Origin of the sequence: Haemophilus sp. C1, assembly GCF_001276515.1 — a bacterium.
Taxonomy (GTDB): Bacteria; Pseudomonadota; Gammaproteobacteria; order Enterobacterales; family Pasteurellaceae; genus Haemophilus.
The window spans coordinates 34,882-50,275 of the sequence record NZ_LDVZ01000002.1 but is presented as its reverse complement, the minus strand read 5'-3'; the positions used below and the strand labels follow the sequence as shown (position 1 = coordinate 50,275).

The 15,394-nt window shown below is 38.5% G+C and carries 16 protein-coding genes; 8 read left to right on the top strand and 8 right to left on the bottom strand.

Annotated elements, in window-relative coordinates:
• Positions 1-8: 8 nt before the first annotated feature.
• From mlaD to galT, 8 genes are all read right to left on the bottom strand, one after another.
• Positions 9-515: an outer membrane lipid asymmetry maintenance protein MlaD gene (gene mlaD / locus ABW51_RS01175; RefSeq protein ID WP_053465218.1), complete on the bottom strand. Its 507-nt coding sequence runs from the start codon at positions 513-515 to the stop codon at positions 9-11.
• Positions 516-524: 9 nt separating this feature from the next.
• A complete protein-coding gene (gene mlaE, locus ABW51_RS01170) occupies positions 525-1,310 on the bottom strand; it encodes a lipid asymmetry maintenance ABC transporter permease subunit MlaE (protein ID WP_005628334.1) in 786 nt (261 codons plus the stop codon).
• Positions 1,307-2,101, bottom strand: a complete 795-nt coding sequence (gene mlaF / locus ABW51_RS01165; protein WP_053465217.1) for a phospholipid ABC transporter ATP-binding protein MlaF — start codon at positions 2,099-2,101, stop codon at positions 1,307-1,309. The genes mlaE and mlaF overlap by 4 nt, the downstream gene beginning before the upstream one ends.
• Before the next feature lie 39 nt (positions 2,102-2,140).
• On the bottom strand, positions 2,141-3,679 hold the full coding sequence (gene lnt, locus ABW51_RS01160; RefSeq protein ID WP_053465216.1) for an apolipoprotein N-acyltransferase: 1,539 nt from the start codon (positions 3,677-3,679) through the stop codon (positions 2,141-2,143).
• 122 nt (positions 3,680-3,801) lie between these two features.
• Positions 3,802-4,701 carry a CNNM family magnesium/cobalt transport protein CorC gene (gene corC / locus ABW51_RS01155; protein ID WP_053465215.1) on the bottom strand — a complete coding sequence of 300 codons (900 nt, stop codon included), beginning with the start codon at positions 4,699-4,701 and terminating at the stop codon, positions 3,802-3,804.
• Positions 4,702-4,840: 139 nt separating this feature from the next.
• On the bottom strand, positions 4,841-5,863 hold the full coding sequence (gene galM, locus ABW51_RS01150; protein ID WP_053465214.1) for a galactose-1-epimerase: 1,023 nt from the start codon (positions 5,861-5,863) through the stop codon (positions 4,841-4,843).
• Between the two features lie 7 nt (positions 5,864-5,870).
• Positions 5,871-7,025: a galactokinase gene (galK, locus tag ABW51_RS01145; protein ID WP_053465213.1), complete on the bottom strand. Its 1,155-nt coding sequence runs from the start codon at positions 7,023-7,025 to the stop codon at positions 5,871-5,873.
• Between the two features lie 68 nt (positions 7,026-7,093).
• On the bottom strand, positions 7,094-8,137 hold the full coding sequence (galT, locus tag ABW51_RS01140; RefSeq protein ID WP_053465212.1) for a galactose-1-phosphate uridylyltransferase: 1,044 nt from the start codon (positions 8,135-8,137) through the stop codon (positions 7,094-7,096).
• Between the two features lie 211 nt (positions 8,138-8,348).
• Here galT and ABW51_RS01135 point away from each other — a divergent pair, with 211 nt between their 5' ends.
• The 8 genes from ABW51_RS01135 to ABW51_RS01100 all read left to right on the top strand — a co-directional run bounded on the left by ABW51_RS01135 (position 8,349) and on the right by ABW51_RS01100 (position 15,388).
• Positions 8,349-9,347, top strand: coding sequence for a substrate-binding domain-containing protein (locus ABW51_RS01135; protein WP_053465211.1), 999 nt, complete (start codon positions 8,349-8,351; stop codon positions 9,345-9,347).
• A 186-nt stretch (positions 9,348-9,533) separates the two neighbouring features.
• The gene (mglB, locus tag ABW51_RS01130; protein WP_005628316.1) at positions 9,534-10,529 is read left to right on the top strand and encodes a galactose/glucose ABC transporter substrate-binding protein MglB; all 996 of its coding nucleotides are present in this window, start codon (positions 9,534-9,536) and stop codon (positions 10,527-10,529) included.
• A 64-nt stretch (positions 10,530-10,593) separates the two neighbouring features.
• Positions 10,594-12,114 carry a galactose/methyl galactoside ABC transporter ATP-binding protein MglA gene (gene mglA / locus ABW51_RS01125; protein ID WP_053465210.1) on the top strand — a complete coding sequence of 507 codons (1,521 nt, stop codon included), beginning with the start codon at positions 10,594-10,596 and terminating at the stop codon, positions 12,112-12,114.
• Positions 12,115-12,130: 16 nt separating this feature from the next.
• On the top strand, positions 12,131-13,141 hold the full coding sequence (gene mglC / locus ABW51_RS01120) for a galactose/methyl galactoside ABC transporter permease MglC (RefSeq protein WP_053465209.1): 1,011 nt from the start codon (positions 12,131-12,133) through the stop codon (positions 13,139-13,141).
• A gap of 160 nt (positions 13,142-13,301) precedes the next feature.
• Positions 13,302-14,036 carry a hypothetical protein gene (locus ABW51_RS01115; protein WP_053465208.1) on the top strand — a complete coding sequence of 245 codons (735 nt, stop codon included), beginning with the start codon at positions 13,302-13,304 and terminating at the stop codon, positions 14,034-14,036.
• A 5-nt stretch (positions 14,037-14,041) separates the two neighbouring features.
• Complete coding sequence (locus ABW51_RS01110; protein ID WP_053465207.1) at positions 14,042-14,599, top strand: septation protein A; 558 nt, start codon at positions 14,042-14,044, stop codon at positions 14,597-14,599.
• Positions 14,599-15,075 carry an acyl-CoA thioester hydrolase YciA gene (gene yciA / locus ABW51_RS01105; protein WP_053465206.1) on the top strand — a complete coding sequence of 159 codons (477 nt, stop codon included), beginning with the start codon at positions 14,599-14,601 and terminating at the stop codon, positions 15,073-15,075. The genes ABW51_RS01110 and yciA overlap by 1 nt, the downstream gene beginning before the upstream one ends.
• Positions 15,076-15,091: 16 nt before the next feature.
• Complete coding sequence (locus tag ABW51_RS01100; protein ID WP_053465205.1) at positions 15,092-15,388, top strand: YciI family protein; 297 nt, start codon at positions 15,092-15,094, stop codon at positions 15,386-15,388.
• Positions 15,389-15,394: the final 6 nt, after the last annotated feature.

Here is a 15,394-nt window from a genome sequence, read left to right as displayed (position 1 = left end):
GTTAGTTGTTATTGTACTGTAGGCTCAGTCTTTTCACTGTTACCATCAGATTTTTTATCGCCGTAAAGGAATTGGCCGATTAAATCCTCCAACACCATAGCAGATTTTGTATCTTGAATTTGGCTACCCTCTTTAAGCATGGCCGATTCACCATCATCAAATCCCATTGTCAATGCAATATATTGCTCACCCAATAAGCCCGATGTCTTAATTGATAAAGAACTGTTTTCTGGGATTTCATTATATTCTTGATTAATCGCGATACTTACTTTTGGTAAATAGCTTTTTTCATCAAGCGTAATACCGCTCACACGCCCAATAACCACTCCACCAACTTTTAATGGTGCTCGTACTTTAAGTCCACCAATATTATCAAAAGTTGCCGTCACAGTATAAGATTTCGTCTCACCAAAACCTTGTACGTTGGCTACACATAAACCTAAAAAAACTAAGGCACCAATACCAAGTAATAAAAATAATCCAACCCAAAATTCATATTTAATTGTTTGTCTCATAAAAAATCCTTAACCTGCTCCAAACATAATAGCAGTCAAAATAAAATCTAATCCTAGAACAACAAGAGAGGCATGCACAACTGTTCGTGTCGTAGCTTGGCTGATACCTTCTGATGTTGGCATACAATCATAACCATTAAAAAGCGCAATCCAAGTTACGGCAACAGCAAAGAAAACCGCTTTAATAAAGCCATTTAAAATATCATAGCTCCAACTCACGGAATTTTGCATCACAGACCAAAAGCTGCCTGAATCAACACCTTTCCAATCCACACCAACTAAGGAACCGCCCCAAATACCAATCGCGATAAACAAGATAGACAAGATTGGCATGGAAATAACGCCTGCCCAAAAACGTGGTGCAATCACTCGACGTAAAGGATCAACAGCCATCATTTCAAGACTAGAAAGTTGTTCAGTGGCTTTCATTAAGCCTATTTCAGCCGTCAATGCAGAACCTGCTCGACCAGCAAATAAAAGTGCGGTAACAACAGGCCCTAATTCTCGTAAAAGAGAAAGTGCCACCAACTGCCCCAAACTTGTTTCAGCAGAAAAATCGACTAACACAACATAACCTTGTAGTCCTAATACCATTCCAATAAATAAACCGGACAACAAAATAATGAGTAACGATTGGACACCTAAAACATGCATTTGCTTCACAAGCAAAGGAAAATGCTTACGAATTTGTGGCTTACCGATCAATGCGCCAAATAACATAAAACCTGCTCGCCCTAATGCACGGAAAAAGTCGATCACCTGCTTTCCTAAAGCAGAAATAAAATTGACGATCATTCAAACAATTCCTTCACATAATCTTGCGCTGGGTACTTAAAGCGCACTGGACCATCAGATTCACCTTTTAAGAATTGCACCACTCGCGGATCTTGGCTTTGTAAAAGCTGCTCAGATGTTCCTTCTGCGATAACTTTTTGGTCTGCAATAATATAGGCATAATCTGCAATACTCAATACTTCCTCAACATCATGAGACACCACGATAGAAGTCAAATTTAACGCTTCATTTAATCGTTTAATCAGGCTCAAAATTACGCCCATACTGATTGGATCTTGCCCCGTAAATGGCTCATCAAACATAATTAAATCAGGGTCAAGTGCAATAGCGCGTGCTAATGCAGCTCGACGAGCCATACCACCAGAAAGTTCTGAAGGCATCAATGCGGCAGCACCTCGCAACCCAACAGCTTCCAATTTCATCAACACGATTTGACGAATTAAACTTTCAGGCAAATGCGTATGTTCACGAATTGGAAAGGCGACATTATCAAAAGTAGAAATATCCGTAAAAAGCGCACCGGATTGAAATAACATCCCCATCCGCTTGCGTACTTCATACAGTTCACTATTAGATAGACGACAAATATCTTGCCCATCAAACAAAATTTCACCTTGTTCTGGTATTAGCTGCCCACCGATCAATTTAAGTAAGGTGGTTTTACCAATCCCCGACGGCCCCATGATCGCAGTGATTTTTCCCTTTTTTACTTGCAAATTCAGGTTATCGTAAATCACGCGATCACTGCGTTTAAAGGTGAGATTCTTAACTTCAATTAGATTTTGATTCATTAAAATCTCGTTTATAAATAAAAAGTGCGGTCGTTTTGACTAGCGTTTTTGTGAAAGGTTCATCTTACGACGAACAAACGCCATCGCTCCGTGTAATACTAAAAACAGCAATGACAAAGCATATAAAGGCATATTTCCTAGCACAGAATAAGGCGTTTTACCTTCCGCAGGTGCAATTTTATGCGTCAACGTTGTTTCAATAAACTGCGGTGCCTGCGCTAACACCTTACCTTGTGCATCAACAAAAACTGAAATCCCCGTATTCGTTGCACGAATAAGCGGTTTACCCAATTCTAAAGCGCGCATTCTTGCCATCTGCAAATGTTGCCAAGGCCCAATTGAATCACCAAACCAAGCATCATTAGAAATCGTGAGCAAATAATCTGTATCTTGTTTCAAATTTTGCCGCACTTGTTCGCCAAAAATAATCTCATAGCAAATTGCTGGCGAAAAAGCGCGTTTTTTTGCCATTAAAGATGGCTGAATCGCATCCCCGCTTTGAAATGCAGACATCGGCAAATTAAACACTGAATTAAGTGGCCGCAAAATACTTTCTAGCGGAACATATTCACCGAAAGGCACGAGATGATGCTTACTATAACGATTTGATGTATCGGGCTGATAAGGAAAGTCTGGGTTTCCAGCAGTCATAATAGAATTAAGCAACTTACCAGATTTCGTATCTTGGAATACGGTTCCAACCATTATCTCCGTTTTCGTTTCTTTAGCAGCACGATCTAACCCTTCAAAAAATGGGGTAATCGCATTTTCGAGGGTTGGCAATGCTGACTCAGGCAAAATAATTAAATCGGTTTTACCAAGATTTTCTGCGATTAATTTTTGATAAATCTCCAAAGTAGAATAGAAATACGCGGGATCCCATTTGAGATTTTGTTCAATATTTCCTTGAGCAAGCGTGACTGAAATTGCCTTATCTTCAACAGATTTTACAAAGTGAATTCGGGATGAATAAGCACTTAATCCCCCCACGATGATCAATAACAAAACATTCGCCAAGACTAATTTAAGATTTTTCGTTTTAAACAAAGACGAAACGAGATTAAACATCACCGCACTTGCCCAAACGGTAAAAAACGTTAATCCTGTTACCCCAAAAATCGGGGCTATGCCATAAAATGGGCTGTCAATTTGTGTATAACCAAACTGAAGCCAAGGAAAACCGGTAAAAATCCAACCTCGTAAAAATTCTGTCAATGTCCAAATCACGGCAAAAATTACCGCACTTTGAACGTTGAAACGCTGAACCAAATAGGTAAAGAGCATCGGATATAATGCAAGATAAGCCGCAAGTAAACCGACAAGGAAATAACTCACACCTAAAGACGCGCCGCCAAATTGGTGAATACTGACATTAAGCCAACTCACCCCAAAGCAGAAAAATCCCATCGACCACAAAAACGTCGCTAAAAGTGCGGTGGATTTTTTAGGATTTTTAGCGACATAAAGTAAACCGAGTAAAGAAACATAGGCTAAAGGCCAATAATTAAATGGCGAGAAGGCAAAAACACCGGCTAAACCAGATATAAGCGCAATAAGATAAGTAAAATATTTATTCATAAATTCAATTATATTTTGCACGCCCTTACGAGCGTCTTGTGTGTTGGAATTTAAAATCCCATTTCAAGTAAATAAAAAGCACGCGTTAGAAAACGCGCGCCATCATTGAGGATGATAAAATGCTATTCAGCTTTTTCTTCCACATCATCCATTTCTGCCAAATGTTCATCTGGAACAGTGACTCGAAGTTGAATCAATCGGCGACTATCTGCCGAGGTGACTTTAAATTGAAGATTTTTCAACGTAATTTCTTCACCACGTTTTGGTAAATAACCAAAAGTTTGCATAATTAACCCACCAATGGTATCCACTTCTTCATCATCAAAATCCGTATTAAACTGTGCATTGAAATCATCAATATCGGTGAGCGCACGCACCGCATAAGTATGGCGAGAAAGCTGACGAATATCCGCAACTTCTTCTTCATCAAACTCATCTTCAATATCGCCAACAATTTGTTCTAAAATATCTTCAATAGTAACAAGACCTGATACCGCACCAAATTCATCCACCACAATAGCCATATGGAAACGCTCAGAGCGGAAATCTTTCAACATACGATCCACTCTTTTGCTTTCTGGCACAATCACCACCGGGCGCAATAATGAAGATAAATCAAAGATTTCCGCATCTTCACGTAAAAATTTCAATAAATCTTTCGCGTGCAAAATACCCACGATATTATCGCGATCATCCGCATCAGCAATCACAGGAAAACGAGAATGAGCGGATTCAATAATTGTATTTAAACAAGTATTTAAATCTTGTTGATCTTCAATAAAAATAATTTGTGAACGAGGAATCATAATATCGCGAACACGAAGCTCCGCAATTTCCATTACGCCTTCAATCATTTCACGCGTATTTTGATCAATTAAATCGTTTTGTTCTGAATCGCGAATTACTTCCACAAGTTCTTCACGATTTTTTAGTTCACCTTGAAAAAAGCGACCAAATAAAGATTGGAAAAAAGGTTTTTTCGTATTTTCAGATTGGTTTGAATTTTGCTGTTCGTCGTTCATATTGGTTTGTAGTTGATGTCTTATTGACGGCGAAAAAGTATCATATTTTGGGCATATTCGCAAAAATAAAGCAAAAGATAAAGCAAGATAAAAGAAAAGTGCGGTGAAATATCTCTTTATTTTCTACCGCACTTCAATTCTATAAGAACTTAAACTCTGTCCATTGATAATATCGCTTGCTTGCTTTTTGAATCCCGCCGTAATTTTGCCATTCAGGATGATTTGGCGTGTCGGGCAAACATTGGGTTTCCAGTGCTACGCCAGAAAAATCGGCATATAATTCGCCATTTCTCGTTGGTGTACCTGCAAGATAATTACCCGTATAAACCTGCAATGCGGCTTGCGAGGTTCTTACTTCCAAACTTAAATCTCCAGTTGGAGAAGTCAGTAAAACACAAGGCTTTTGCCAAGCTTTATTGACAATAAAGGAATGATCGTAACCTTTTGTTGCTTGCTGATCCCCTTGTAAAAAATCTTGTTTGATGGGTTTAGCAATACGGAAGTCAAAACTTGTATTCACTACATGCTTTAATGGAGAATTAGGAATCCCCTCATTATCTACAGGCAGATAAAAATCAGCATTTAAACGTAATGTATGTTCACGCACGTCACTGCCTTGTTCTGCATTTTCTAAATTGAAATAGGCATGATTTGTTAAGTTTAATGCAGTATCCTTATCACACATTCCTGCATATTCAATTTTTACGCTATTATCATCTGTTAGCGTATAGGTTACCGACACATCCATATTACCAGGAAAACCTTGATCACCATCCTCTGAATGTAATGAAAAACACACAAAATTCTCACCGCACTCTTGAATTTCCCAACGGCGTTTATCAAAGCCCTCTCCACCATGAAGCTGATGTTTGCCTTGGTTACTTCTCAATTGAATAAGTTCACCATTCAATTCAAATTGTGCATTTGCAATACGATTTGCATAACGCCCTACGCTTGCGCCTAAATAGCTTTGATGAGTGGGATAATCCTCTACCTTACAACCCAATAAAACCTCGCGTAAAGTGCCATTTACTGGTACTTTACAAGAAAGCCAAGTTGCGCCCCAATCCATAAATTGAACGTGCATCCCATTTTCATTTTGCAGGGTTATCAGCTGATAAGGTGCACCATCAGGCGCATTAAAAGTGGTTTGTTCTAACATCATTTTCTTAAATCACTCGAACACCTTGTGATGCAGTGCACACATAAAAAGTTTCTTTTAAACCAGTCGTTTTCTCGTAATTATCCGCAATAATTTTACGAACTGCATCGACTTTATCATGAGGCGCAAGTGCGACAATACAACCTCCAAAACCGCCGCCCGTCATACGCGCACCGCCACTTTTGCCAATAACAAGTTGAGCCAATTCAACTAAATAATCAATTTGTGGCACGGTGATTTCGAAATCATCATGCATTGAATCATGAGATTCCCCCATTAACTCACCTAAACGGGTCAAATCATTCTTCTTCAATGCTTCCACTGCATCGAGTACCCGTTGATTTTCTGTTACGACATGACGAGCACGTTTTGCTGCTAATGGTGAAAGTGCGGTCAATTCTGCTTCTCTTTTTCGGAATTGTTCAACTGAAACATCACGCAATGCTTTTACTCCAAAAAATTTTGCTGCGTCTTCACATTGCTGACGGCGAGTATTGTATTCGCCCATTACCAAATCGTGCGGTACGTTTGAATTCACAATAATAACGGCGACATCTTGTGGCACAGGTGTTGGAGTGGTTTCAAGATTACGACAATCGATCATCAGTAAGTGATTTTCCTGCCCAAGTGCGGAAATTAACTGATCCATATTGCCACAATTCGCACCAACAAATTGGTTTTCCGCTTTTTGCCCATTCAAGGCAATATCCGTGTGAGAAAGCGGTAAATCGCCAAGTTGTTGGCAGAATTTACCCACCGCAACTTCTAACGCTGCAGATGAACTTAATCCAGAAGAAAGCGGCACATTTCCAGAAATCACTAAATTTGCACCTTGTTGAAAATGCGGGTAACGTTCTTGGATAAATTTTACCACTCCACGCACATAATTAGCCCATTTGTGTTCACTCTTAGGAATTTCTACATTGAGAGAAAATTCATCAGTTTCATCAAGATCCGCCGCATAAACATTCCAAATATGATCATCTCGTTTTGTACCAGAAACGGCCGTACCAAAATTAATCGCACAAGGCATAACAAAGCCGTCGTTGTAATCAGTATGTTCGCCGATGATATTTACTCGGCCAGGGGCATAGACGGTAATTTCTGGCAAATTTTTATGCTGTCTATTGAAAATTTGTTGAGCATTTTGGATTGGGGTCATATTTCTATCCTTTATATTAAATCTGTACTCGATCTGCCCCTCTTTTGTAAAGAGGGGAATTGGGCGCATTATTTCAGTTTATAGTGAATTTCACTCAACGCACGCAGTCTTTCTGCTGCCTGTTCTGCCGTTAAATCGCGTTGGCTTTCGCCTAACATTTCATATCCCACCATAAATTTACGCACGGTTGCTGAGCGTAAAAGAGGAGGGTAAAAATGAGCATGTAGCTGCCAATGTTCGTTATCTTCACCATTAAAGGGTGCCGCATGAAATCCCATTGAATATGGGAAAGAGGTTTCAAAGAGATTATCGTATTTGGTCGTCAATTTTTTCAAAATAACCGCAAGATCTTTTGATTGTTCGTCACTTAATTCAGTTAAACGTTTTACATGAGTTTTTGGTAAAAGCAATGTTTCAAATGGCCAAACAGCCCAATAAGGCACTAAAGCTACCCAATGCTCAGTTTCAACGACAATACGTTCCTTCAGCGCCAGTTCTCGTTTCACATAATCAACTAACATTATTGAACCATGTTTTAGTAAATAATCGCGTTGAGTGCGATCTTCACAAGCCACCTCATTTGGCAAGAAACTATTCGCCCAAATTTGACCATGTGGATGTGGGTTCGAACACCCCATTGCCGCCCCTTTGTTTTCAAAAATTTGCACCCATTGGTATTTCGCACCAAGTTCACGAAGTTGCTCTTGCCATACTTTAATCACTTCTTCAATCTCAAGTGCGGTCAATAATGGCAATGTTTTACTATGATCTGGAGAGAAACAAATAACGCGACTTTCACCACGAGCTTGAGAACTTTGGAAAAGTGGATCGGAGGATTTTTCAGGAGCTGGCGTATCTTCTAAAAGAGCAGAAAAATCATTTTTAAACACATAAGGTTTACGATAATCGGGATTTAATTCACCTGTAATACGCTTATTACTCGGGCAAAGATAACAAGTTGGATCATAACTTGGTTTTTGTTCTTCATTGACCTTTTCTTGTTGCCCTTGCCATGGACGTTTAGCACGATGTGGTGATACCAAAACCCATTGATCGATTAACGGATTATAGCGACGATGTGGATGCTCGGTTGGTTCAAAAATATCACTCATAATTGGCTCCCTTTCTAAATTGTAAACGGTTACACAAAATGCTACGCATAAGATAGCAAATTCACAAAAATAAACCGTGATCCGTATCACATAATATGAAAATCTCTGAAAGTTTTTTGTGATCTCAGTTACAAATCAAAAAGTAATCGCTTTCAATTTTATTTAGAAAGAACATAATTAAGAAACGTAATTTCATTATGGGAAGTATTCTATGAGCACCATTCATGATGTAGCCGAGCTAGCTCATGTATCTATTGCTACTGTTTCTCGTGTTATAAATCAACATCCCTCTGTAAGTGAAGAAACTCGCCTTACAGTAAAACAAGCAATTGAACAACTTAATTACCAGCCAAATGCAAATGCCAAAGCCCTTGCGATACAAAACACCGATACCATTGGTGTGGTTGTCACGGATGTAACAGACTCATTTTTTGCTATTTTAGTGAAAGCCGTAGATAAAGTCGCAGAGGCCCACCATAAAACAATCTTGATTGGTATTGGCTATCACCATGCAGAGAAGGAACGTGAAGCTATTGATACTTTACTTCGCAAGCGTTGTAGTTGTTTAGTAGTGCATTCTAAGGCGTTATCCGACGATGAACTTAGTCATTATTTGAAAACAGTACCAGGAATGGTGATTATCAACCGAGTGATTCAAGGCTATGAAAATCGTTGCGTAAGTTTAGATAATAAAAAGGGAACCTACTTAGCAACAGAAATGCTTATTCGTTGTGGGCATAAACATATCGCCTATATTGGTTCTAATCATGCAATTTTCGATGAAATTGAGCGTCGAGATGGTTATCTTACGGCATTAAAAGATCACAATTATCCAATTATTGAGCATGCCACAACGCACAATTCACCAGACTTCGAAGGTGGTGAAAAAGCCATGATTGATTTGCTTAGTTATAACAAAGATCTCACTGCGGTCGTAGCTTATAACGATTCAATGGCTGCGGGAGCCATTTCAGTTCTCACTGAAAACAATATTAGTGTACCAAGCCAATTTTCAATCATTGGTTTTGACGATATGCCAATTGCTCGTTATTTAATTCCTAAATTGACGACCATTCGCTATCCTATTGATTTAATGGCAACTTATGCAGCTAACCTTGCATTAAGCCTTGTCGATAATGAGGTGAGAACGCCATCAACAATTCAATTTAACCCAACATTAGTACGTCGTTTTTCTGTGGAATATATCTAAATTTGAAGATAAACGCACTCATAAAATGTGATAGCGATCACAAATCCGAATTTTTAATGTAATCGTTTTCATTTATGTGAGTTTGATCACAGATTCCAAGCAGATTATTCGCTAATATGGCACCAATTGCAGAATGTAATGCAATATTTATCTCTAACATCAACATTCCAAAATAGGAGCGTTATTATGAAAAAAACAGCAGTATTAAGTGCGGTTGCTTTGGCTATCGGTTTAGGTGCAGCATCTTCTAGCTTCGCAGCAAGTAACAAAATTGGTGTAACCATTTACAAATACGATGACAACTTCATGTCTTTAATGCGTAAAGAAATTGATAAAGAAGCTAAAGCACTTGGTGGCATTAACTTATTAATGAATGACTCCCAAAATGCACAATCAATTCAAAATGACCAAGTTGATGTATTACTTTCCAAAGGTGTGAAAGCTCTTGCAATTAACTTAGTTGACCCAGCTGCAGCGCCAACCATTATTAGCAAAGCAAAACCAGATAACATTCCTGTTGTATTCTTTAATAAAGACCCAGGTGCAAAAGCTATCGGTTCTTATGAACACGCTTACTATGTAGGTACTGATCCAAAAGAATCTGGCTTAATTCAAGGGGATTTAATTGCAAAACAATGGAAAGCGAATCCAGCTCTAGACTTAAATAAAGATGGTAAAATCCAATTTGTATTATTAAAAGGTGAACCAGGTCACCCAGATGCTGAAGCTCGTACAAAATTCGTAGTTGAAGAACTTAATGCGAAAGGTATCCAAACTGAACAATTATTTATTGATACTGGTATGTGGGATGCTGCAATGGCGAAAGATAAAGTAGATGCTTGGTTATCTAGCTCTAAAGCGAACGACATTGAAGTCATTATTTCTAACAACGATGGTATGGCATTAGGCGCATTAGAAGCAACCAAAGCACATGGTAAAAAACTCCCAATCTTCGGTGTCGATGCATTACCAGAAGCATTACAACTCATCAAAAAAGGTGAACTTGCTGGTACTGTGTTAAACGATGGTGTGAACCAAGGTAAAGCAGTTGTTCAATTATCTAACAACTTAGCACAAGGCAAAGCAGCAACTGAAGGCACAAAATGGGAATTAAAAGATCGTGTTGTACGTATTCCTTATGTTGGTGTGGATAAAGACAACTTAGGTGACTTCTTAAAATAATTTTCCATCGATTTTTGTTGTAATCTAAGGGGAAGTTTTCTTCCCCTTTTTAAAGAGGTTGGATATGACAGCTCAAACTCAATGTCAAGACAGCCAAGTGCTGCTCACTATGACCAATGTCTGCAAGTCCTTTCCGGGTGTCAAAGCCTTAGATAACGCAAACTTAACGGTTCGTTCTCATTCTGTTCACGCTTTAATGGGTGAAAATGGTGCAGGTAAATCTACATTACTAAAATGCCTGTTCGGAATTTATGCCAAAGATGAAGGTGAAATTCTTTTCTTAGGCAAACCTGTCAATTTTAAAACATCTAAAGAAGCCCTTGAGAATGGTATTTCAATGGTGCACCAAGAACTCAACCTCGTGCGCCAAACTAGCGTAATGGATAACTTGTGGCTTGGACGCTATCCACTTAAAGGACCTTTTGTCGATCACGCCAAAATGTACCGTGATACTAAAGCGATTTTTGATGAATTGGATATTGATGTAGATCCTAAAGAAAAAGTCGCCAAACTTTCAGTTTCTCAAATGCAGATGATCGAAATTGCGAAGGCGTTTTCATACAACGCTAAAATCGTAATTATGGACGAACCAACATCCTCCCTTTCTGAAAAAGAAGTTGAGCATCTGTTTAAAATTATCGACAAATTAAAACAACGCGGTTGCGGCATTATTTATATTTCTCACAAAATGGATGAAATCTTCAAAATCTGTGATGAAATTACTATTTTGCGCGACGGTAAATGGATCAACACGGTAAACGTGAAAGAATCCACAATGGAACAAATTGTCGGAATGATGGTAGGTCGTGAATTAACACAGCGTTTCCCTGAAAAAACAAACACACCAAAAGAAGTAATTTTACAGGTGGAAAATCTTACTGCTAAAAATCAACCATCCATTCAAGACGTATCTTTTGAATTACGCAAAGGTGAAATTCTCGGTATTGCAGGGCTTGTGGGGGCTAAACGTACCGATATCGTTGAAGCTATTTTTGGCGTACGTGAATTAACCGAAGGAACTATCAAGTTACACGGAAAAACCGTGAAAAATCATACCGCACTTGAAGCGATTAATAATGGCTTTGCATTGGTCACTGAAGAGCGTCGTTCAACGGGGATTTACTCTAATTTAAGCATTGAATTTAACTCATTGATTTCAAATATGAAATCTTATCTCACACCATGGAAATTACTTAGCACGAAGAAAATGAAAAGTGATACCCAGTGGGTGATTGATTCAATGAATGTTAAAACTCCATCACACAGAACAACAATTGGTTCTCTTTCTGGCGGTAACCAACAAAAGGTTATTATCGGTCGTTGGCTTTTAACTCAACCTGAAATTTTGATGCTAGATGAGCCGACTCGTGGTATCGACATCGGGGCAAAATTTGAAATTTACCAACTCATTCAAGAGCTCGCTAAAAAAGATAAAGGCATTATTATGATTTCATCCGAAATGCCGGAATTACTAGGTGTAACTGACCGTATTTTAGTGATGAGTAATGGTAAATTGGCGGGTATTGTAGAAACAGCAAAAACTTCACAAGAAGAAATTTTGCAACTCGCTGCGAAATATTTATAAATATAAGGAATGAATTATGAGTGCCTTAGAAAAAAACAAATCCTTTGATTTATTAAAACAAAATGCGATTTATTTTGTGTTGCTGATTTTGCTCGGCATTATTATTGCGCAAGATCCAACCTTTTTAAATTTAATCAACTTCAGTAACATCTTAACCCAATCTTCTGTGCGCCTAATTATTGCTTTAGGAGTTGCTGGTTTATTGATTACACAAGGGACAGACTTATCTGCTGGTCGCCAAGTTGGTTTGGCTGCGGTTATCTCTGCAACCATGTTGCAGTCAATGGAAAATATGAACCGTGTATTCCCTGAAATGGGTGAAATTCCAATTCCTGTCGTCATTCTTGCAGTTTGTGCTGTAGGTGCGCTAATTGGTTTGATTAATGGGTTAGTTATCGCTTATTTAAACGTTACCCCATTCATTGCAACAATGGGTACGATGATTATCGTATACGGTTTTAACTCACTTTATTATGATGCTGTGGGTGGTTCTCCAATCGCAGGTTTTAGCGAAAATTTCTCAACATTTGCTCAAGGATTCTTCCGAATCGGCAGTTTTAAACTCTCTTACATCACAATCTATGCAGCCATTGCCTCATTCTTAGTTTGGGTGATGTGGAACAAAACACGCTTCGGTAAAAACGTCTTTGCTATTGGGGGGAACCCAGAAGCAGCGAAAGTATCTGGTGTAAACGTTGCACGTAACTTGGTTGTAATCTATATGATTGCAGGTATGTTCTATGCCTTTGGTGGTATGCTCGAAGCGGGTCGTATCGGTTCTGCAACTAACAACTTAGGTTTTATGTATGAATTAGACGCTATCGCAGCTTGCGTGGTAGGTGGCGTATCTTTCGCTGGTGGTGTAGGTACCGTAATTGGTGTTATCACAGGTGTTATCATCTTTACTGTTATCAACTACGGTTTAACTTATATCGGTGTAAACCCTTACTGGCAATATATCATCAAAGGTAGCATTATTATTCTAGCGGTAGCCATTGACTCATTAAAATACGCGAAGAAAAAATAATACGAATAACCTCCCTAAGGGTAACAAAAAAGTGGGCATACTTGCCCACTTTTGTTTTATATACTCAATTCAACGTGAATTCATAACCTCACTAACGATATTTATGCAATAATCAGCAAACCTTGTATAATTGCGCCACCATTTTTATAGAGAGATAAGTATGGGAATTAACTTTACACAAGTATTGCAAGATAGTTGGAATTTCTTCCGTAATCAGAAAAAAATCATGCTGCAATTTGTCGCAATTTTATTTATCGTGCAAAGTGCCAGTGCACTTTTGAGTTTTCCAGTTAATGATGAAAATAAAAGTGATGTATTAAATCTCGCAAATGCAAATATCACGAGTTTTGTTTTTTCTGTTGCTATTACTCAGATTTTAACGAGTTTTATCGCTGCTTGGGGATTAACCTCAATCCACAAAATTAGCCTACAAAATTACCGCACTTTAGGGAAAACCTTTTCACTTACCTTGCGTCGTTTTGCAGGTGTAATTCTGTTGGATCTATTAATGGTTGCACCAATGTTACTTGGTCTTGGTGAAGCATTTGCTGCATTACTCACAAAAAAATCGCCCTCTATCATGTCACTTATCGCGATGATTGTTGGCGTTTGGTTCTTTGTCCGTTTAAATTTAACGGCAGTACATTATCTTTCGACCCAGGATACACTTTCGCAAACTATCCGAAAAATTTGGATGCGAGGAAACGCTAGAAAAGGCGTATTGTTTATTTACACCCTACTGGTTTATTTTCTAGTGCCAGTTCTCATTTTCCAATTAAGCGCATTTTCCAATAATGCTGTGTTTGATATGGTGATAGGTATTTTTACCGCATTACTTAATATTTTTATGCTAGTAGTGACTTATCGTTTCTACAGCTTATTTATGAAGGACTAATCAATATGAAACAACTCCTTGACTTTATCCCTTTAATTTTATTTTTTGTCACTTACAAACTCGGTGGTGTACGTGAAGCAGCCATCGTATTAGTGGTTGCAACAATTTTGCAGATCGTGATTTTAAAATGGAAATACGGAACCGTTGAAAAACAACAAAAAATCATGGCAAGTGCGGTCGTTTTTTTTGGACTTTTAACTGCCTACTTTAATGAAATCCGCTATTTGCAATGGAAAGTGACAATTATCAATGCCTTGTTTGCCATTGTTTTGCTCATCGCACAATTTCAATTTAAAACCCCATTAATCAAAAAATTACTTGGTAAAGAATTACAACTGCCAGAAAAAGCTTGGAATACACTTAACCTTGGCTGGGCTGTATTTTTTATTATTTGTATGTTGGTGAATATTTATATCAGCCATAATATGTCGGAAGAAGCTTGGGTTGATTTCAAATCTTTCGGGATTATTGGTATGACGCTGATTGCAACCATTATTTCGGGAGTTTATATTTATCGTTATTTGCCCAAAGATGGCTCAAATTTAAAAGATGGAGAGAAATAATGTCTGCCAATTTTATTGATAAAAATGGTCGCCAATCAAAAGGTGTTCTTTTACTACGAACTTTGGCGATGCCTTCTGACACCAATGCCAATGGAGATATTTTTGGTGGCTGGATTATGTCTCAAATGGATATGGGCGGTGCGATTTTAGCAAAAGAAATAGCACACGGACGCGTGGTTACTGTTGCCGTTGAAAGCATGAATTTCATTAAACCAATCTCTGTGGGCGATGTAGTTTGTTGCTACGGACAATGCCTCAAAGTTGGGCGTTCTTCCATTAAAATTAAAGTGGAAGTATGGGTGAAAAAAGTGGCGAGTGAGCCAATTGGCGAACGTTATTGTGTAACCGATGCGGTATTTACTTTTGTTGCAGTTGATAATAATGGTCGCTCTCGCATGATTCCCCGTGAAAACAACCAAGAGTTAGACAAAGCATTAGCCTTAATTTCAGAACTAGAAGCAGAACAACCCTTGTAAATAAAAGGAAATCATTATGTACTATGTTATTTTTGCCCAAGATATTCCCAATACGTTAGAAAAACGTCTTGCAGTACGCGAGCAGCACTTAGCTCGTTTAAAACAGCTTCAAGCAGAAAACCGTTTACTTACGGCAGGTCCCAATCCTGCTATTGACGATGAAAACCCTGGAGAGGCTGGTTTTACTGGCTCAACCGTCATTGCTCAATTTGAAAATCTACAAGCGGCAAAAGACTGGGCTGCGCAAGATCCTTATGTCAAAGCTGGTGTATATGCGGATGTTATTGTAAAGCCGTTTAGAAAAGTCTTTTAATTTAAA

Coding starts and splice junctions, on each gene's coding strand:
- mlaD (WP_053465218.1), bottom strand. CDS start 515: ATGAGACAAACAATTAAATATGAATTTTGGGTTGGATTATTTTTATTA.
- mlaE (WP_005628334.1), bottom strand. CDS start 1,310: ATGATCGTCAATTTTATTTCTGCTTTAGGAAAGCAGGTGATCGACTTT.
- mlaF (WP_053465217.1), bottom strand. CDS start 2,101: ATGAATCAAAATCTAATTGAAGTTAAGAATCTCACCTTTAAACGCAGT.
- lnt (WP_053465216.1), bottom strand. CDS start 3,679: ATGAATAAATATTTTACTTATCTTATTGCGCTTATATCTGGTTTAGCC.
- corC (WP_053465215.1), bottom strand. CDS start 4,701: ATGAACGACGAACAGCAAAATTCAAACCAATCTGAAAATACGAAAAAA.
- galM (WP_053465214.1), bottom strand. CDS start 5,863: ATGTTAGAACAAACCACTTTTAATGCGCCTGATGGTGCACCTTATCAG.
- galK (WP_053465213.1), bottom strand. CDS start 7,025: ATGACCCCAATCCAAAATGCTCAACAAATTTTCAATAGACAGCATAAA.
- galT (WP_053465212.1), bottom strand. CDS start 8,137: ATGAGTGATATTTTTGAACCAACCGAGCATCCACATCGTCGCTATAAT.
- ABW51_RS01135 (WP_053465211.1), top strand. CDS start 8,349: ATGAGCACCATTCATGATGTAGCCGAGCTAGCTCATGTATCTATTGCT.
- mglB (WP_005628316.1), top strand. CDS start 9,534: ATGAAAAAAACAGCAGTATTAAGTGCGGTTGCTTTGGCTATCGGTTTA.
- mglA (WP_053465210.1), top strand. CDS start 10,594: ATGACAGCTCAAACTCAATGTCAAGACAGCCAAGTGCTGCTCACTATG.
- mglC (WP_053465209.1), top strand. CDS start 12,131: ATGAGTGCCTTAGAAAAAAACAAATCCTTTGATTTATTAAAACAAAAT.
- ABW51_RS01115 (WP_053465208.1), top strand. CDS start 13,302: ATGGGAATTAACTTTACACAAGTATTGCAAGATAGTTGGAATTTCTTC.
- ABW51_RS01110 (WP_053465207.1), top strand. CDS start 14,042: ATGAAACAACTCCTTGACTTTATCCCTTTAATTTTATTTTTTGTCACT.
- yciA (WP_053465206.1), top strand. CDS start 14,599: ATGTCTGCCAATTTTATTGATAAAAATGGTCGCCAATCAAAAGGTGTT.
- ABW51_RS01100 (WP_053465205.1), top strand. CDS start 15,092: ATGTACTATGTTATTTTTGCCCAAGATATTCCCAATACGTTAGAAAAA.